This window comes from Luteimonas sp. 100069 (genome assembly GCF_003813845.1).
Lineage (GTDB): Bacteria > Pseudomonadota > Gammaproteobacteria > Xanthomonadales > Xanthomonadaceae > Luteimonas > Luteimonas chenhongjianii.
Genome location: NZ_RPFN01000001.1, coordinates 38,929 through 57,544, shown reverse-complemented (window position 1 = coordinate 57,544; position 18,616 = coordinate 38,929). Strand labels below are relative to the sequence as shown.

Below are 18,616 nucleotides of genomic sequence, written 5' to 3'. Positions count from 1 at the left end.
GCACAATAAAGCGCGCGGGGGGCGCGAACATGGACAAGAAACTAGGCCGGGAGCCCGTTGATGGCAGGCCTCTATATCAATATCGCGTTGGTTTGCAGTCCCTTGATGGGCTGGAGGTGCTGATCAACCATCCGCTAGCCCGGGACTCCCAGAAGATTCACGCGCTCGCTCCTGTGGCGGCCGCTAGATTTGCTTCGAACTATGACGGCGGCGTGCCCTCATGGGCGCACTGCGGCACGGAGGTTGAGCGCCTCTACAGGGCCAATCAGGCCCGGTTTCGTTATCTCATGGAATCAAGCTTTCAGCGATATGGCGTGCCGATCGTAAAGCGGCCCGGAGCTGACCTTCTTTTCGAAACCGTCGTATGTCAGGCGGGCCTGCCAAGCGGAATGCTCAAGCGAGGCGGACTGCTGCGTGAACTACTCTTGGAACTCATGGCGGCTGCCGCGCAGGGGCACAATGACCTCTTGAGGCACTCAGGTAGCTTGATTCTTGAGCAGGCGCGGAAAGGAAATCTGAGAAAAGCCTATCAGGAGGCGGGACACCTGCCGAAGCTGTGTGCAGACCTGGTTTTAGCGGTCATCCGGCTAACCGAGAAGGCCGGTTGGGACGGCGGTCCCCTCGATGCTTTGTGGGCACCCGACTGGGACAGGGATCTGCCATTCCTTGTTGACCAAGATGCAGCGCGTGACATCGTCAGTCAGTTGCTCGACGTCGCAGTTACCGCCGCTGCTGGCTCAGGGCTCGAGGTGGAGCGCATACTTTCCCGAGCCAACGGTGATTGGCGGTTTCTTACTCGCGTCTTGGTTCCGGCCGAGGGTGTCGAGCTGCCGCGAGAGCAACCGGACGTGGTGTCCGTGCATTACACAGTCACTGGTGAGTCCGCCGGCGAGGCATGTCGGCTGCGCAGACAGGAAGGCGTTCGCTACACGCTCCCCAGGCCCGTGCAGGATCTCAACGGCGTACCGGCAGATCGTGCCGTATCGCTCGCCTTGCGTGAGGACGAAGGCTTCCTGCCTCTGGACTGCCGCGGCGGTGAACCATTGGAGACAGCCGGCGCTTGGGTTTTCGACGCACGCGGAGGCGACTATGTCTACAGGACTCCGGCGCCGACCCGCCTCTGCTCCCAGGAACTCTTCGTCGCCGCGCCGGCACAGACGGAAGTCGCCGGCGACGCCATACAGTTACCAGGGGTGATGTTGGGGACGAGGGCCCTATGGAAGGTGACCGGAAGAGCCCTTTTCACCGGTCCAGACGGAGAGCCCGCGTTGGTGGAAGCTGGCTACGCCGGGCCGCAAGTCTATCTCCACTTCAAAGGCAAGCCGGCCGCCTTCCAGGTAAAAGGTTTCACGACCGTGTTCATCGGAAATCCCGAGCCGCGCCGCCAAGGGGGACTGGGTGGCCGAATTGAATGGCGCAGAGCAGGTTCGACCGACTGGCAGAGTTCGACTACGCGAAGCGTCACAGGACAGCTTTCTTTCAGGCTCGTGGACTTTGAAGGTGAGGCGCTCGCAGAACGGCGTAGGGTGCTCGTCCTGCCGGATTCGTTCCGACCGGAAGTCGGGCCCAAGACGGTTTCCTTCACCTTGCCGCCGGGCTACTCAGCGCCCGGGGCCACGGCCGGATCAGACGGCCGCTACGTCTTCGAGTTTGGTTCGTCGTCTCGTCTGGACGTGACGCTGGCGTCATCGCACGGCGAGCTGACCATAACGTTTGATCGTCCGAACTCGACATCGTTTGTTGACGTGGCGACAGGTGAGTCCACAGTGGAAGGGCGGAGGAGAATAGACGCCAGATCGACGGCCCGAATTCGAGCCGTTTCTACCCAACACGAACATGTCTACGTGCGCCGGACACAAGACCGCTGGAGTGCCGTCCATCCCATCCCGTTGCGGAACGGTGCACTCTCTCTTGGCGCGGTAGCTGAGTTTCTGGCGGCGCTCGCGTACCACCCCGGAGGTCGGACTTATGCACTCACAGTGCAGTTCGAGAATGGCCCAGCTGTCGACATAGACGCTCATCGTATCCGCCGGGGGGACGCGACCCTCGAGATCACGGATGCCCATCCGGATACCCGCATCGAGTTGCGCTCATTGACGCATTTTGAAGACACTCGATCGGGGGTTGTCGAGGTGGATCGCGTGGATGCGACCACCTGGCGTCTCCCGGACCTTGGTCAGGAGGCCCCGTTCTACCTTGCGATCGACACAACCCACCGTGCAGCGCCCTGTCTGGTTCCGACTCGAGCCCTACCTCGAGGGGGAGATAGGACATTTCTCGAAACGATCGCAATCCCCGAGGTGGGCGAACGTGAGCAGGCACTGGTCCGGTTGTACGAGCGGATAACCGAGGACCCGAATGACGCGAGCGACTCTGCGCAACTGGATGTGTGCTTGGGGTGGTTGGGGGAGTTTCAATTCGAGTTGTGTTTCCTGGATCCCTTCCTGGTTCTGGCTGCGAGGCCGCGCCTGGCTTTGAGGATGCTTTGTCTGGCAAGGGTTCGGGATAGCCCGCAAGCAGAACAGGGACTCACGTGGGCATTGGACGCGATTCCATTTTTCTGGCACGGCGTGACAGGAGCCGTGGTATCCGACGCCATGGACTGGGCGTCGCGAACGTGCGGCGCCCAAACGATAAGCACCTTGGTAGTGCTTCTGACGACGCTCGAGTCCTCGGTGATTCCTCGCATGGTGATGCAGGCAAATGCGGGACTGCACTCGCATGCCGAGCGCTGGCACTCCGCAGTACTCGACTGGGGTGGGCGTGCGGAGGATGACGTCGTAGTTCGGTCTCACTCATTGGGCGACAAGGCGGTAGCGCTGTGGCAGAAGAGCGGTGATCCGCGGATCCAGGCAGCCCTATGCCAGAACCCGAGGTCGGTCCCCACCAGCGTGGACATCTGCAGGACCCGGCTTTGTGCGCCCTTCGAGCTCGCCACAGCAACGGTACTTGGAATCGAGGTCGAGAAGGATCTGATTGATGACTTCGCTTATGCGAGGTACGTCATCGACAAGCAGCGATTCGACGAAGCATACGCAGCAGCGGTGGTTTTTCTGGAGAAGAATTGATGGACACGTTCGACAACCTGCGGCTGGATCCGCTTCTGCAGCGCATTCCCAGGCGTCTGTCCGACGCCATGCTTGGGATGCTTCGGCCGGCTGATGCCGGCCTACGCGCTTGGCTCGAGACTCGTCTTAGTGCGTATCCGGGCAGTCCAGAATCGGTACTTGGCGATCCCCTGATCGAGTGCATGTATCGCTGGAGAAGCGGAGACGAGGCTGTAGAAGACCTTGAGAAGTCGGGCGTACTGCACCCTTCCTTCGTCGCCGCTCTCGAGAACGCGTCAGGGGACTACGAGTTTCCCAGGAGCCGGAAGCTTTTCAGTCATCAGCGCGAAGCGCTGAAGGCCACCCAGTCGGGGAAGTCCGTGCTGGTATCAGCAGGCACCGGCGCAGGCAAGACTGAGTCATTCCTGTTCCCTATCCTCAACCAGCTGTGCGAACAATCGGGTAGCGCGCGTGCGCCACTGGAGGGCGTGCAGGCACTTTTCATCTATCCGCTCAACGCACTGATCCGTAGCCAGAAGGAGCGCTTGGTCGCCTGGCTGGAAGCCCATGAAGGGCGCCAGAGATTCGCGCTATACAACGGCGATATGGCGGAATCTTTGCCCGCCACGAGCAAAGATGTCCTGCCTGGCTGTGAGGTCCCGGATCGTAAAGGTCTTCGCGACAGTCCGCCTCCGTTGCTGATCACCAACACGACGATGCTCGAGTTGATGCTGGTAAGGCCGCAAGATCGGCCCATCCTCCAGAAGTCTGCAGGCAAGCTCCGCTGGGTCGTCATCGACGAGGCACACTCGTACACGGGCAGTCAGGCTGCCGAACTGACTCTTCTATTGCGGCGCACGCTCCAAGCCTTCGACGTGAAGCCGGAGGACGTTCGCTTCGTCGCGACCTCGGCGACCATTGGCGACCAGAGTCAGGAATCAACGGATGCGCTGCGTCGCTTCTTGGCTGACGTCGCCGGCTGCCCAGAACAGCAGGTGGAAGTGATCAGGGGCTATCGCGAGACGCCCTCACTGACTCCAATCGCTGGGACTGCCCCAACTCTCGACCAGCTGGAGGCACTCTGTCGAACTGCAGGCAGCAACGCTGCCGAGCTCGTGACCGAGCTGAGAAAGTCGCCGATCGCGATGTCGATTCGCAGTCACCTGCTTGAAGCATCCGCAGCCACCCTGGGCGCGATTCGAGACAGGGCCGGATTCACGACCATGCAGGAAGCGGCGCGATGGATCGATGTGATCTCCTCTGGCAAGTTTGAGGGTGAGGGGGGAGCCGATGGCAGGTTCCTGCCGATCCGAATACATCTCTTTCAGCGCACGATCGATCACGTCTGGGCGTGCGTGAATGCCAGTTGCCAGGGCCGACCACATGTCGAGCCGGAGGCTTGGCGGTTCGGTGCGATGTTCACCGACTTGCACAAACAATGTTCCCATTGCCACTCACTAGTGCTGGAGGTGACGCTGTGCAACGACTGCGGAGCAGCTGCGCTGCAGGGCGTGCTCTCGTCGAACCGCCAGCAAATTCGTGCGACCCGTGATGACGAGGACGAGTTCTTCTTCGACGTGGAGGCCAGTCAGGACGACGTCGACAAGGCAGCCAGCGCAGGAAGGGTCCTGATCACAAGTGTGGAAGACAACGCGGCTTTAGTTGAGGTTGGGGATGCCCGCTTCAACCCAGCTGACGGAGAGATCGCCTCCCTGGATTGTGAGGTCGGTTTCTCCGGCATCGTGTGGAACCCCTACGACCCGCAGACCATGCGGGAGGCTCACGCCGAAGAGGCGAAGCGTCCGTGCCGCTGCCCGCGCTGCGGTGCATCGAACGGGGATCTGGACAAATCCCGGCGCCCGATCCGCCTGACGGCGCCGTTCTCGCTGAGCAATGTCGTACCTGAACTACTGGCGGCGGCCCCGCCAGACCCCAAGGCCGATGGTGATGCCGTTTTGATGGAGGGCCGCCGGCTTCTGACGTTCACCGACAGCCGTCAAGGCACCGCGCGCGGCGCTGCGCGCCTCTATGACTCTGCCTTGCGGGACTACATTCGCTTCGCCGTTCCGGCGCTCCTCCCGCAGCCGCTAACCGATGAACAGCGCAAAACGCTCGAGAAGAAAGTCCGTAGGCTGGAAGCCGATCTGACCCAAGCCGAGAGCGCGTTCGAGCGGAGCGACATCGAGCAGGACTTGGAGGCCGCGAGGAAACCATTGGCCGGTACGGCTCCAATGCGCTGGCCCGACGTTCGGGACAAGCTCGCTGACCGCCGCATTGTGAGCCAGGCCATCACTCCGTATTTCGCCGAGCTGATGGGTCACGCGGAGCCAGGAAAGGTGTCCCACCTTCTGCTGCTTCGGGAGCTTTATCGCAGGCCCAAGCGCACCAATTCCCTGGAAACACTCGGACTTGTGTCGATACGTTATCCCGGTGTGGAGCGTACCAGCGAGGGCCAGCTGCCTCGTGCGTGGGTGGAGATCGGCGGCAGTCTGCAGGAATGGAAGAACTTCCTCAAAATCTTCCTCGACTTTGTGATCCGGGAGAATGCATGCGTCGAACTGACCGATGACCAGAAGAACTGGATCGGTACGCGCTTCAGCCGGAAGTACCTCGTATCCGAGATCCCGGCCGGTCAGTTGCGCGCACAGAAATTCGTATGGCCAAAGCTGGATGCAGCCACTGGAAGCGGTGGCCGCGCCCGGCTGCCGCGTTTGGTGCGGTTGGCATTCCCGGGTGCACGCGACATGCAGGCCAGCGAGATTCTCGACAGTGCTCGTGCCGCTCTGTTGGCGAGTGGTCACCTCACCAAGGGCGAAGATATCGGCCATTATCTCAGCTGGGAAACGGTGCAGTTGTCGCGTCCCGAGCAACTTTGGCTCTGCCCTGTTACGCGCCGCCTGCTCGATACCACCCTCCGGGGCATCTCACCCTATCAACAGGGTGATGCTGCTCCGGTGCCGTGTCAGCCCGTCGAAATGCCGTCACCTCCTCATCCCCAATGGGAGCGTGAAGGGTTAGCGGTTCCTGGGTCGGAGCGGCGAGCCTGGCTCGACCGCAATAAACAGGGCCACCCGCTTGTGACCTTGGGCCTGTGGCCGGAAGCGTTGGATCGGGCATTGGTTGGCGCCCCGTTCTACGCGGCTCGCGAACACTCGGCCCAGATCGACCAAGTCCGACTCGATGAGCTGAACGCGGACTTCCAGGCGGGGCGGCTCAACGTGCTGAGTTGCTCCACAACCATGGAGATGGGTGTCGACATCGGTAGTCTTGCCGTGGTTGCAATGACGAACCCGCCGCCCACCGTCGCGAACTACCTGCAGCGTGCAGGTCGCGCCGGACGTCGCGGAGAGACTCGCGCGCTCGCGTACACCGTGTGCCGCGAGGAGCCGAGGGCGCTTGCGATATTCAATAAGCCCGCCGCTTTCCTGGCATCAGTGATCAAGCCACCTGTCGTGCAGCTGGGGAGTCCCGTCATCGTTCAGCGGCATTTGAATGCCTGGTTGCTGCGCGATTTTATCGCTGATGCAGGCTCAGGTCAGGAGGCGCTGCGAATGAAGGCGGGCGGCTTCTTCGGCATCGCTGCGCCCACACCCCAAGGCCAGCTCGGGGAAGACCACCGTGACGCCTCCGCCTATCAGCGCCTGATGGCGCACTTGCACGATCAACGGAATTACTCAGAAGACAAGGTCGCCTCGCTCAGCGCCATTCTCCATCGATCCTGCCTTGCCGACGTCGCGCTGCAGGTACTGCTTGATTCGGCACGGCAGAGTCTCGAGGCAGCGGCGCTGCACTGGTATCTGGAGTGGGACGCCACCAAGCATCAGTGGGATGAAGTGCCCGCTACCGATGGCCCCGCCAGGCGCGCGCTCTCCTACCGGCTGAGTCGCATGTGTGATGAGTACCTGCTGCAGCTCCTCACCATCCGTGGTGTGCTACCCGCGCGAGGATTCCCGGTTGATGTTCGCGATCTGATCATCGTCCAGGCCGACAAAAGAGTCGGTGACAAGTCCGATCGCAAGGCAATGCGCAACCGGACATTGAGTCGCGAGCTTCCGGTCGCACTTCGGGAGTACCAGCCCGGCGCCAACGTTGTCGTCGGCGGCGCTGTGTACACCGTCGGTGGCCTGACGATGAACTGGAAGCGCCCCGCAAGTTCCGAAGCTGCCGGTGAGGTGCAGAACCTCCGTTGGAGACTCGTGTGCCAGGAGTGCAGTGAGGTGACCGACAGTCCCGTGCGCCCGAGTGAATGCTCCGGGTGTGGGCATGCTGTGTCTGATGACTGCCGTAATCGGTTCGAGTACCTCGTACCTGCCGGCTTCCTTGTGCCTTTGGGTGCGAAGCCGAACGACGACATCTCCAGGCCCACCTATGTGCCGGGAGAAATACCTCTCTTCGGCGTGCGCAACCAGGATGGCAGCCATGTCGCACGACGCGTTCTGCGAAACCAGATGGGCTGGTTTCGCGTGGGGCATGGTGCAGACATCTACCATCACACGCGCGGGTCTGAACGCAGTGGCTTCACTGTGTGCCTTGCCTGCGGATGGTCGGCGCCGGGATACGTGGCGCCCGACAGGCATGGCAAACAGCAACACCGGCAGCCATTCACCAATCGCCCCTGTGAGGCTGCGTTGGATAGCGCCTGGGTGGTGAAGCATCTGGGCGCCCTGGGCGCCACGACCAGAACGGACGTGCTCGAGTACGTGCTTGAACCCGGCATGGACGGTACGCCGCTGTCCGATCAGGTCGTTGCATCGACGCTGGCCGTCCTGCTTCGTAATGTGGCAGCGCGTCAGCTGGAGATCGAGAATCGGGAAATTGGCTTTGCCGTACAGAAGGTTCGCCTGCGTGGCGAGAAGGGCTTGGCAATCCTGATTTACGACGCCGCGTCGGGTGGTGCAGGTTACGTATCGGGCCTCGGCACCGCAGCCGAGGAGCTTCTGGTGGCCGCCATCGGCGAAGCGGCGGTTTGCCCAGCCAACTGTGACTCGGCATGTCCGGAGTGCCTGCTTGGACATGACACCCGCGATATCGCTGACGAACTTGATCGCCATGCTGTCACAGGCCTATTGGGCGGGCAGTTCCAGGGAGCCCTGCTTGTCCCCGCTGCGGCAAAGGCGAGTGTTGGCGCTGATGCGGGCTGGGAGGCCCGTAGCCTGCTGGATGCCATTGCAGCCACGTTGTCGACTGCTGCTGGCGCAAGCGTCACGGTATTCGATTCGGGTGAGCAGCAGGCCACGCAGGGCTCGGTCGCGATGTCGATACTTCGACGCGCCCAGGATCGCTTCCCGGACACGTCTCGCAGGCTGGTGGTGTCAAGCGAGAAGTTCTCAGCGGAGCCTACGTTCCGCCGCCGTTGCGCAATTCTTCGCGAGGCCGGCATTGTCTCTTCGATCGGGCTCTGGAGTGGCGGCGAAGCTGCGTTCGTCCCCTGCGCCGTCATTGAGAAGCCGGGCCATTTGCATGCGTGGGCGCGGGAGGCGGAAACCGGCATCCATGTGCGCGGCGGCCGTCCTGATTTCCCAGCGATCGAATGGCCGAAGGATGCCGACCTCGCCCGTGAGCTGCATGCAGGTGGCAACGCCTCCGTGGCCGAGATCACCCCACATGACCCGTTGGAACCACGTCGGTTCTTCGATGAGCTCTTCCTGCCGACGCTTGTGCGGCTGGATCCGGGGCTTCCCGACAAGCTTGAAGAGAGCGTCGTGCGCATCGAATACGCCGATCGCTATATCCGCCGCCGTGCGTGTGCGGGCGTGTTCGCGGCGCTTGTCAACGGACTTGTAGGTCATACCCGCGGCTCTGACCGCGAGGTAAAAGTGGTCAGCCTTTCCGTCATGGAGCGGAAGCCGGGTGAGCCCCCTGGACATCAGGATTGGCAAAGCGATCTCGAACGCGAGCGCGATCTGCGCGCTAAGCTGTCCGGCTTCAAAGTGGCGACGGTCGAGGTGTCCAGGGCCAACGCACCGCACCAGCGGACCCTGAGTGTCCACTTCGATGACGGAAGCGTGCTCAGGATCATGCTGGATCCGGGCGTCGACTATTGGGAGGCAACGCGGGGACTGGCGATCGCGCCCACCGCGCGGAACATCCGCGTCGGTGAACGGCAGATCGTGATCGCGCGGCTGGAGCCAGCACTTGTCCCGGAGCTGGCCTGAACTGATGGGGCGGCGGCTGAAGGGCCCTGCCCCCCCTGACAACGAAGGGCGCCACGGCTCATGGCGCCCTCTTACAAATGAAACCAGCCTTCGCCAGATGGCGAGGCATTACGAGCACGCCTGTCAGTGCCCCCCTTAGGCGCCGAACGGCCCTTGATGCGCAGCGAGGTGCGACAGATACGCCCGAATTGCCGCGATCCACTCTTCCGGAAACCGGACTGCACTCTTGTGCTCCAAGATTTGTTGGGTCAGGAGGTGTCCTTGCGACCTAGGTCGCAGCGACCGGTAATCCGAAAACATCTTGCCGAGCATCGTGACGGGCTGCTTCAAACCCGTGACATTGCGATGAAAGTGATTGATGGAGACGAAGCAAGCCCTAGTCCCTTGCGGAAGCACTCCATTGGCCAACCGTCGTTCGAGGTCGGGCAGGTGGCTTTCGGTTCGCTGGAGAACACCCACAAGACCCGCCGGGCGTTGGATGACGGCATCCGGGATTTTCTCCATCGCCCGATAACAAGCACTCTCCCATGGCCGCTGCCAACTGGTCTGATCCACTACTGACCAAGAACCGGCGCGGTAGGCCGCCAGCACGTCGGATTTCTCGTCACCCACCATGGCGACCTCCGCCGCATCGGTGATGCCGGCGGTGCGCATGGCACTCAGCACGCCCTCGGGATGAGGCTTGGTCAGAGCAACGTCCTCGCGCGCAACGACGGCATCCCAACGCAGCCCTGGATAAGCCCGGTGCAGCAGGTAGTTCGCGTAGGCTCGAGGGGATCGGGTGAACACCCCCATTTTATGCCAGGAAGCGACCTGCGCAGATCGTCGAGATGTTGCGGCGTGTAGAGGTGCCGTTGCCCGCCTTGGTCGTAGGCAGCGCCCAGCGCCGCAAGGTAGCCAGAAGCTTGGTTGCCAACGTTCCCGGCACCTCGGAATTGCTCCAGATCGTGCATGCGCAATAAGGTGTTATCGAGGTCAAACAAACACAGACGGATCATCCTTAAGCCTTCGCTGAAGTCCTTAAAGCCGCACGGTGCCGCGGCTTCCTCGCCGGCCAGTGCGCGCCTCTCTTCCTATCCCCGGCGCCACGCTACCCCGTCGCTACACACTGCGCCAGCACCGATACCGCATTTGACCTCATTGGAATCCTTGCGATCGAAGGCTCGCGCGCGCCATCCTGCACCCGCGCCGGGATCGGGCGCCCCACCCCAGAAGGACTTGACCTATGTCGCTGACCTCCCTGCTCAACTCTTTCAACGACAGCATGAAGGGCGTCAGCAAGACGCTCCGCCAGACCAACGAGGTCAATCGCGTGACGTCCGATCTGAAACACCATGCCTACGCCGAGAGGTGCGTGCTCGAAGCCGCTCTGAAGCTGGCCAAGGTGGATGTGGAGACTCAAGAGCGGCGAAAGGATCCGGGCTTCCGCGACATTCACGACAGGTTCTTGAAAGCCGCCAGAGCCAAGTCATCGTCCGAACCAAAAGCAGAACCGATCTCGAATCCAGTGCCCAATTTTGCTCTCGTCTCCTCGCATGACGATCCGGAGACGCTGGCACAGATAGATCAGACCGTTGAGAAGATTCGACAAGAGCGCCAGGCATTCCTGTCTAAGGTGCGTGCCGAACTCATCGCCAACAAAGATGCACTTCCGCATTTCTTGAATCGCATCAAGGAACAGCATTCTGAGCGCTATTTGCCAGACCTTGCGCCTCCGCTGTCGTGAGCTCACCGCCCTGGCGGATTGCCCTCTGTCACCCTAACCGGCCGCCACGGTACACGGGCTAGCTTCTTTCGTGTTGTCGGGCCAAGGCCTGAGTATTCGGGCCCATTCAGCGAAATACCTAGTAGCGGATCCGAAGTAGCCTTTGCATTACGCGTGAACTCTCCTCGGGCCGCCCGGGTCGACAAGCTGCACGGCTACCAAGGGATGTCGTCTGCGTTGGAAGGTGCCGTCGTAAGCTGCAAAGAACCTTCCCTGCCTGATTGGAGCAGCAGTTCCCGCCCCGTTGGCGGGTTTCAGGCCCGGTGCTCACGCAGGCCACCGCCCAGCCGTTGCGGACCGTCCAGCGGTTGATCGATTCGCCGGCCACGAAGCACTCGGCCACCACCCGGCCATACCGGTCGGTGTCACGCGGCTCGCAGGAGAGCGGTCGGCGCGCGATATGGGCATCGAGCGCCAGTGCGGCCTGTTGCCCGCATCGCCAGCGGCTGCCATCCAGCCTCAAGCAGAGCTGATTGCTTTCGGGCGCGTCAATAGCGTGGAGCCGGACCGAGGCGTCGTGGATGCGAACCGTGTCGCCGTCCACCACGGACGCCGTGCCGACGATGGCGCGCGCGGTCGCAGGGGATGTTGCCCCACCGGCGAGAAGGGCCACCGCGAGGACTAAGGCGTTGGGCGGCCGCGTCACGGCCGATCCCAGAGTGGCTTGTCCGGGAACCGGTCCTCGATCTCGCGCAGGAGCTGGCTGGGTAGCGCGTCTACCGACACGGCTTGGTTCTCCAACGCCATCATGTGAAGGCCGTTACTGCGCAGCCACTCGCTGTCCAGCGGCGCGCGCCGGTCAGTGAGAGTCTGTTCCAGAGGGCGCGTGGCGCGAGGGTAACCAGGAGCTCGCAGTCCAAGGCGTCGGCGGCGCGCTTCAGCGCGTCCATCGCGATCTTCCCATCCGCCTCGCCGCGCTCAAGCTGGGCGACGCGCTGCTCGCCCACGCCCGTGCGCCCGCCCAGCTCGTGGCGGGGCATGCCTAGCGCCTCACGGATCGATCGGATCCCCACCGCGCGGCGTGGCGAACAAGTCGGTAGCTCGGGAACGCAGGCCGGCAAGGCGCGCATCCAGCGCCATCCTGGCGAGCTGCCGCATCATCGAACGTGTCGTAGTCATATGGGGCTCTGGCCATAAATGCATGGCTGCGGTCGAATGGCGTGTTCGACATATATCTTGAAAGTTGCAGGCGTCCCGGCATGAGTTGACCAAGCCAGTGTTGTACAGGCGCTGCAGCAGGGTGATGGCGGCAAGCGTCCGCTGTGGACGGCGGCAGTGAGGAAACCCGGCCCCTGCGTCAGGCGGCCTAGCTGTGTAAAGCCATCACGTTGTTCAGTAGAAGGCGGCTGATCGGGGGCTGGTAGCCGAGGCTGGCGTGAGGTCGATGCCAGTTGTACTGGTGCAGCCAAGGCGACAGTGCGTGGGCACGCTGGTCGGAGTGGTCGTAGGAACGGGCGTAGGCCCATTCCCGCAGTGCGGTCTGGATGAAGCGTTCGGCCTTTCCGTTCGTGCGCGGCGTGTAGGGTCGGGTGCGCAGGTGTCGCAGCCCGAGGCGGCGCAACAGGCGGCGGAAGGCGCCGGATTTGTAGCAGGCGCCGTTGTCGGTCATGACCCGGGTGAAGCGCACGCCGAGCCCGCGGTAGTAACGCAGCGCCTGCAGCAGGGCGTGGCATGCGCTGATGCCGCGCTCGTTCGGGTGGACGGTGCTGAAGGCCACGCGGGAGTGATCGTCGATCGCGATGTGGACGTATTCCCAGCCGGCGCCGTCCGAGGCGCCTTGGCGATCGCCGGTCACGCGGTGGCCGGGCCGCCAGAAGCGCCCCAGCTTCTTGATGTCCAGGTGCAGCAGGTCGCCCGGCTGTGCGTACTCGTAGCGGTTGTGTGGACGCGCCGGCTCGAGTTCGGCCAGCCGGTGCAGCCCCGCGCGGCGCGCCAGGCGCGCGATGGTGCTCATCCCGATTGGCAGGCTCTGGGCGATCTGACGGTAGGTGCGGCGTTCGCATCGCGCCGCGATGACCTGCGCCACCAGCACCGGTGAGGTGGCATGCGGACAGCGGTGCGGGCGCGAGGAGCGATCCCACAGCCCGCGCTCACCTTCCTCGCGGAACCGGCGCAACCACTTGTAGGCCGTTCGCACGCTGACGCCAGCTGCGTGGGCGGCCTCCTCAACCCGCAGCCCCTCGTCGAGGACTCTGTGCACGAGAAGGGCTCGACCACGCGGGGTCAATCGGGCATGTTTATGCAGGTTCATCCGGGGCTCCTGGGGTACTGGTTGGGTCGCACCTCCAGTCTTCCGGGATTACCCCGGATGAACAACCTACTGAGAGATCACACCTAGCCAGCCTCGTCGATCTGCATGCAGCGCGTTGCGATGTCGCGCACCGTCATGTAGTGCCTGCGAGTTGGCCGTCAGCAAACAACATCGCTATCGGTGCGAGTCGCATCAAGGATCCATTGCCTGCTGTGGACGGATCAGACGCGCCGGCTAGCGGGTCCCCGACTCGACGGAAGCGCATCAGCGCTCCGGCAACCGTTTTCCCAAGGCCCAAAGCATGCGGTCGCTTGGACCGGTGTCCCGGCCTCGGCCCAGTGCCTATAGCGCTGCATCTGGGCCACCGGATCGATGCCTCGGCAGGCCGGCAGGCTATCCGCGACAAATCGACATGGCCGTGGCGTCGATCCACCTGCGCGACGCGATGAATCGCGGTGCGAGGACGAACTCCCCTATGCGGCTTGGCTTCGGCTCGCCCGCAACTCTCGTTCCACACGCGACTCGGGAGACGGGAGGAATGATCCCCAAGAATATCCGACGAAATGCTTCAACAATGCCATTGTTGCTATCGTTATCCACCCAGATCATCGGATCTCAAATGAGCCACGTCCCGCCTCTCGATCAAGCCATCGTCCGATGCGTGGAAGGGGCGGCGACACAAGTGTTTGGTAGTTCTGCTAGGGCAAAGCGATGGTTGTCTACGACACACCTGATCCTGGGCCGGACTCCGTTGGAGCTGCTGGCTACCCCCGAGGGGATACTCGCAGTAAAAGAAGAATTGGGCCGCATAGAGCACGGCATCTTCGGCTGACTGAGCCCCCGGCCTGGCTGATCGATCCGTAGTCAGCGCTTCGCAGGTCCGTTGCTGCGGTTGCCGCCCGATGGCACGCCGGCCTTGGTCGACGGCCAGCCCCCCGCATTCCCCTGACCCCGAGCACCACCGGCAGTCGAGCCGCCCTTCGATCCACCACCGGCCTTGCCAGCCGATCCGCCATTACCCTTTGCCATGCTCGTCTCCTTGTGAGCCCCACATGGGGCAAGGAAAGCTTGAACGTTGGCAGGACCCGCATAAGCCCCAAAAGTTCACAGGTGGGGCAAAGCGCATGTACTGGGAAAGGACTTAGGCAGCGCCCGCCTTGTAGACGGTGCGCTTTCCCACGGCGGCCTGCTTCTTGGCCGTGGGTTTGGCCAGACCTGGGATGAGGAAGTCGGCCGCCTGGTGGCCGCGTTTCACCTTCGCTGCCAGCCATCGGGGTTGGCTGCCCCGACCCGACCAGGCGTTGCGGCGGTTCTCGGGGTCGCGGTACTTCGCAGCCACCTTCGGCAACTTGCGTGCGGCGCGCTTCTTTGGGCTGGCCGGCTCAGGCGCAGTGCCCAGCAGATCATCGATCGCGTAGCCCTGCGACGCTGCGAAACGTGTGAGGTCGGGCCGGACATCAGCGATGGGCCGGCGCTTGCTGACTACTTTCAATCGCTGTTCGGCGGTTTTGATCAGCTGCTTCAGCTCAGCCAGGGAAAAGTGCTCAAGTGCGAAATTCATGGTCATAGCCTCAGGCTGATCATCAATGTCGAACCGTCAGGTTCGCGGTGGCGCGGCATCCATCACGGTAGCGCGAACAGCCGAGAAACGGACCATTCGACCCATTTCGCTGCTGGAGGTTGCCCTTTTTACAGATGGGGCACCGATCACCTGCCGACACTGGCGTGGTGATGCGTTGGGATGTGGCGGGCTGGGTTCGCCGTGTAGCCCCATCCTCAATGTTGCGTTTGTAGTCGCAGGCCGGGAAGCGGCTGCAGGACAGAAAGGGTCCGTATCTCCCATCCCGTTGCGTCAGAACGCCAGCGCTACATTTCGGGCAGGCTTCCAGTGCCTCTCCGTCGATGGGCTGAATCTCCAGCCCATTCTTCTTGCCTAGCTCGACCAGGAATTGCGAGGGCTGGCCCAGCACCGTGTAGAAGCGCACCTGCTTGCGCGCGCGCGTCATGGCCACGTAGAACAGCCGGCGCTCTTCGGCGAAGGGATACGGGTCGGGCACGGGCATGGCCAGCTGCAGCGCCGGGTCGTCCTGGATCTGGCTAGGAAAGCCCATCGTCCCTTGTACAACGTTGAGAACGAACACGTACTCGGCTTCAAGGCCCTTGGATCCGTGCGCGGTCCGATACTCGATCGACAGGCGCTCAGCAAACTGGCGTTGCCACGCCTTCAAGGCGGAAGGCTCGTCGTTGCGATAGCGCCCCAGCAGCATCACGCTCATGCGCGTGCCCTTGGCGGGCGTGAGCTTGCCGTCCACTAGCAGTTGGTGCATGTGGGCCAGCTGCTTTTCGACGTAGGGCGCGATGTTCGCTTGATCCGCAAACCCATAGGCCAGCAAGGGTGTCTTGGTCAGCGGATTGGTCGTTTTGACCTTCTTCTTGATCTGGGCTGGGTTGGCTTGAACGAACTGACTGGACACGTCGCACAGGCTTTTCGGACACCGGAAGGTTGTGGTGAGCGAGAGGCGCGTGGCGTGGTCGAATGTCTTCTCGAATTCGGTCATCACGGTGATATCCGAGCCGGCAAACCGATTGATGCCCTGCCAGTCGTCGCCCACCACACACAAGTGCGCAGGCGGGCTGGTCTGGCCCGACAGCGCTTTCAACAGGCGGATGCGAGCCCGCGAGCTGTCCTGGAACTCGTCGGCCAGGATCAAGGTGTAGTGGCTCTTGTAGGCCCCGGACTCCACGTGGCCGGCCGCGAGGATCAACATGTCCTCGAAGTCGATAAAGCCACCGCTCTTGAGGCGCTTTTCCCATTCCGCGGCTATGCGCTCGTAGATAGCCAGGTACATCCGCAGGCGTGCGCCGAACCCGTCTTCTGATTGTTCGGCGAGTGCGTCGACCAGGTTCCGGTGGGTCAGTCCGTTATTCTTCACGTGCTGCTGAAACACACGAAACGATCGGGCCAGATCTTGCTCGTGGACAGGCGCTAGACCCGTGGCCTCCTTGTTCGGATCGAAAACCGGCTGGATGCCGGCCTTGATCAGCGCTTGCTCCAGCGCCGGGATCGCCTCGCCGGTCATCAACCCGTGCGAGGTGGTCTCGAAAAGCGCTGTTCCCTTCTCTTTGTGGATCTTCCGCTTCCACTTCACGCCCTCCAGGTAGTTCCCGAAATGCTTGGGGGCCTGCCCTTTGTCGTTCAGTGCGAAATGCTCGTGATAGAGCTTGCCATCGGGGTAGTAGAAATCTGGGAAGTACTGCCGATGATGAGTGGTTGCGGTGTCGTGTTCGTAGGGTTGCTCGTACACATAGTTCACACCGTTGTAGAACAACCAGTCAGCAATCGTGCGCTCTTCCTTGCTTTTGACCACTTCGCCGCGCGCCGTCCGAAAGCCACGAACGCCGTTTCCGTAGGCATCAGGCACGTCTGGCTCATTCCACCTCCCGACATCGCGCGCGTAGACCACGCGGAACAGATCCCAGTCTCGCTTGAATGCTTTGTCCTGCTCGGAAAGTGTCCGAATGATGTCGCCGACCTCCCGGACATCCCCACCCGGATTGCTGGGATCCACCCAGGGCGCGAGCGCCGGCTTCTTACCGGTAGCCTTGGCGATGACATCCGTGCCGAACGCATGGAAGGTGTTCGATCGCACCTTCTCGACCTGGGGCACACCCTTTAACTGCTCGGCGATCCGCTGTCCGACTTCTTCGGCCGTGGCCTTGTTGAATGCCAGCAGCAGAATTTGATCGGGCGTGGCCAGACCTTGGTGGAGCGCGTAGCCCGTCTTGGCCACCATCGTCGACGTTTTGCCGGAGCCTGCCGCGGCCACCACCATCACGGCGTCGTCCATGCAGATACACGCATGAATCTGTTCGTCGGTCAGCGGGTTCTTCTCGACCTTCGCGAAGAAGTCGGCACGCTTGAGCCTCACCAGAATGGCGTGCTGCGTATTCGCCTTGTCGAACTGGGTGCGCAGTGTCGTCAGTGGCGAGTCATCGCCTACCGCCTGTTTCCAGCTTTTTGTTTGGTGCTTGGGCGCGGGGTTGGACGCCAGGAAGCGGCTGGCTGTGCCCTTGGGGATCCATCGCACAGAGCCTGTGCCGGCGTATCGCGTGGCGGCGTCGATCCACTCGCGGTACGCCGCGTCGAACGTGGCCTGCCAGCGGGCCGCATTCGCTCGAGCCTCTTCGGCCACCTTCGGATCGACCGGTGGCGTGGGCGGTGCCTTCGGGGTTTTGTTGCCAAAAATGGTCCCAATGAGCCAGAGCAGCCCAATGACGATCAGAAACTCCATATCCCCAAACCCAGTCCCGTGGCCCCGGCTCCTTGGGATCATATTGCCACGCAGGTGGCAGACTGGGCCTAGCTGCGCTTCCCCAGTCCCGGGCTGCCACCTTGGAGAACAGGACTGCCGCCCCGGCGCCTGCGTTCGCCCGCATCGGGGCCCAAGGCACGCTCCATACGCTCCTTAGCGTTGCGCGGGGGAGGCCTGGGCGGGACGGCCGGCGGGAGCTTGGCAATCTCCGCACGGGTCAGCTTGACTGGGGTGCGGGGCTTCTTGGGGATGATGGCCTTCGGTTCCGCCATCACCCCAGTCTTGCGGTAGCGCTTCACTGCCGCCCGCGCCAACTTCTCTGCCTTCGATCGACAGTGGCGACGCTTCACGCCGTCGATGACCAGGCGGTCGTAGTACGCCTTCTCGGTCGCGTTCATCGGCCTGTGGGCGGGCTGGGTCTGGGCTGGTTGCGGCGTTGCCTTCGTGGCTGCTCGCTTCGGTACTGCTGCGGGGGCGAGAGCCCTGCTCTTCTGGCGCTCTATTTCCGCCCTCTTGGCCTGCAGGGGACGCGCCACGGCCACGCGCTTTTGAGCTGCGGGTGCCCCCGGTTTCGTATCCCCTGGGAAGTAGCCGAGCTTCCGAAACCGCTCAACCATCTTCCCGGCCATGGTTTCTGCTTTCGCTCGGGAGTAGCCGAACGCACGCATGGCGTCTTCCACCATGCGCTCGAACTTCGGCTTCTCGTCATCCGTGAGTGTGATCACGGAAGCGACTCTTGCCCGCGGAACTGCTTGGCCAGTTCGCTGGCACACAGCGGCGCGCCCTTGGGGTGCGCATTGGCCACCGCGAATGCGGCCACCTTCGTTGAATGTTCCAGCACCTGCTTGGTCATCCCGTCCTCGGCCCAGTCTTCCGGCAACGCCGCAATCGCCCCCAGCGCTTCCTTGCCAGACAGATACTGCATGCAGGTCAGTAGCGAACACTGCGTGCCCGTGGCCTTGCGCAGTAAGCGCCCCGCACCTTTTTCAGACATACGATCGGCCAGCACCGCAACCAATGCGAACGCGGCCAGCTTCACTTTGACGAGGGGTGGGAGCTTCTTTTTTGGGTGGCGTGAGGTTGTG

The 18,616-nt window shown here is 62.6% G+C and carries 11 protein-coding genes; 3 read left to right on the top strand and 8 right to left on the bottom strand.

The genetic code is table 11. The features are described from left to right. Positions 1 to 29: 29 nt before the first annotated feature. Together EGK76_RS00250 and EGK76_RS00245 are read left to right on the top strand one after the other, a co-directional pair. Positions 30 to 3,068: a hypothetical protein gene (locus EGK76_RS00250; RefSeq protein ID WP_123831086.1), complete on the top strand. Its 3,039-nt coding sequence runs from the start codon at positions 30 to 32 to the stop codon at positions 3,066 to 3,068. Then, a complete protein-coding gene (locus EGK76_RS00245) occupies positions 3,068 to 9,202 on the top strand; it encodes a DEAD/DEAH box helicase (protein ID WP_123831085.1) in 6,135 nt (2,044 codons plus the stop codon). Before EGK76_RS00250 ends, EGK76_RS00245 begins: the two co-directional genes overlap by 1 nt. A gap of 135 nt (positions 9,203 to 9,337) precedes the next feature. On the opposite strand, the gene EGK76_RS00240 is transcribed toward EGK76_RS00245, so the two are convergent. Then, positions 9,338 to 9,997 (bottom strand): HAD family hydrolase, encoded by a 660-nt coding sequence (locus EGK76_RS00240; protein WP_123831084.1) that lies wholly within the window; start codon positions 9,995 to 9,997, stop codon positions 9,338 to 9,340. Positions 9,998 to 10,427: 430 nt separating this feature from the next. Here EGK76_RS00240 and EGK76_RS00235 point away from each other — a divergent pair, with 430 nt between their 5' ends. Further along, complete coding sequence (locus EGK76_RS00235) at positions 10,428 to 10,928, top strand: hypothetical protein (protein WP_123831083.1); 501 nt, start codon at positions 10,428 to 10,430, stop codon at positions 10,926 to 10,928. A 785-nt stretch (positions 10,929 to 11,713) separates the two neighbouring features. Here the strand turns inward: EGK76_RS00235 and EGK76_RS00225 are convergent. The 7 genes from EGK76_RS00225 to EGK76_RS00190 all read right to left on the bottom strand — a co-directional run bounded on the left by EGK76_RS00225 (position 11,714) and on the right by EGK76_RS00190 (position 18,570). Further along, positions 11,714 to 11,947 carry a helix-turn-helix transcriptional regulator gene (locus tag EGK76_RS00225; RefSeq protein ID WP_158613413.1) on the bottom strand — a complete coding sequence of 78 codons (234 nt, stop codon included), beginning with the start codon at positions 11,945 to 11,947 and terminating at the stop codon, positions 11,714 to 11,716. 10 nt (positions 11,948 to 11,957) lie between these two features. Further along, positions 11,958 to 12,086, bottom strand: a complete 129-nt coding sequence (locus EGK76_RS15705; protein WP_255409762.1) for a hypothetical protein — start codon at positions 12,084 to 12,086, stop codon at positions 11,958 to 11,960. A gap of 187 nt (positions 12,087 to 12,273) precedes the next feature. Next, positions 12,274 to 13,218 (bottom strand): IS481 family transposase, encoded by a 945-nt coding sequence (locus tag EGK76_RS00220; protein WP_123831081.1) that lies wholly within the window; start codon positions 13,216 to 13,218, stop codon positions 12,274 to 12,276. A 1,141-nt stretch (positions 13,219 to 14,359) separates the two neighbouring features. Beyond that, a complete protein-coding gene (locus tag EGK76_RS00205) occupies positions 14,360 to 14,779 on the bottom strand; it encodes an H-NS histone family protein (protein ID WP_123831078.1) in 420 nt (139 codons plus the stop codon). 22 nt (positions 14,780 to 14,801) lie between these two features. Next, positions 14,802 to 17,510, bottom strand: a complete 2,709-nt coding sequence (locus EGK76_RS00200) for a UvrD-helicase domain-containing protein (protein ID WP_233580112.1) — start codon at positions 17,508 to 17,510, stop codon at positions 14,802 to 14,804. Between the two features lie 68 nt (positions 17,511 to 17,578). Further along, positions 17,579 to 18,256: a hypothetical protein gene (locus EGK76_RS00195; protein ID WP_123831076.1), complete on the bottom strand. Its 678-nt coding sequence runs from the start codon at positions 18,254 to 18,256 to the stop codon at positions 17,579 to 17,581. Beyond that, a complete protein-coding gene (locus tag EGK76_RS00190) occupies positions 18,253 to 18,570 on the bottom strand; it encodes a hypothetical protein (RefSeq protein ID WP_123831075.1) in 318 nt (105 codons plus the stop codon). Before EGK76_RS00190 ends, EGK76_RS00195 begins: the two co-directional genes overlap by 4 nt. Between the last annotated feature and the right edge of the window lie 46 nt (positions 18,571 to 18,616).

Excerpts from the sequence above, each read along its gene's own strand:
- EGK76_RS00250 (WP_123831086.1), top strand. The coding sequence starts at position 30 with ATGGACAAGAAACTAGGCCGGGAGCCCGTTGATGGCAGGCCTCTATAT.
- EGK76_RS00245 (WP_123831085.1), top strand. The coding sequence starts at position 3,068 with ATGGACACGTTCGACAACCTGCGGCTGGATCCGCTTCTGCAGCGCATT.
- EGK76_RS00240 (WP_123831084.1), bottom strand. The coding sequence starts at position 9,997 with ATGGGGGTGTTCACCCGATCCCCTCGAGCCTACGCGAACTACCTGCTG.
- EGK76_RS00235 (WP_123831083.1), top strand. The coding sequence starts at position 10,428 with ATGTCGCTGACCTCCCTGCTCAACTCTTTCAACGACAGCATGAAGGGC.
- EGK76_RS00225 (WP_158613413.1), bottom strand. The coding sequence starts at position 11,947 with ATGCCCCGCCACGAGCTGGGCGGGCGCACGGGCGTGGGCGAGCAGCGC.
- EGK76_RS15705 (WP_255409762.1), bottom strand. The coding sequence starts at position 12,086 with ATGACTACGACACGTTCGATGATGCGGCAGCTCGCCAGGATGGCGCTG.
- EGK76_RS00220 (WP_123831081.1), bottom strand. The coding sequence starts at position 13,218 with ATGAACCTGCATAAACATGCCCGATTGACCCCGCGTGGTCGAGCCCTT.
- EGK76_RS00205 (WP_123831078.1), bottom strand. The coding sequence starts at position 14,779 with ATGAATTTCGCACTTGAGCACTTTTCCCTGGCTGAGCTGAAGCAGCTG.
- EGK76_RS00200 (WP_233580112.1), bottom strand. The coding sequence starts at position 17,510 with ATGGAGTTTCTGATCGTCATTGGGCTGCTCTGGCTCATTGGGACCATT.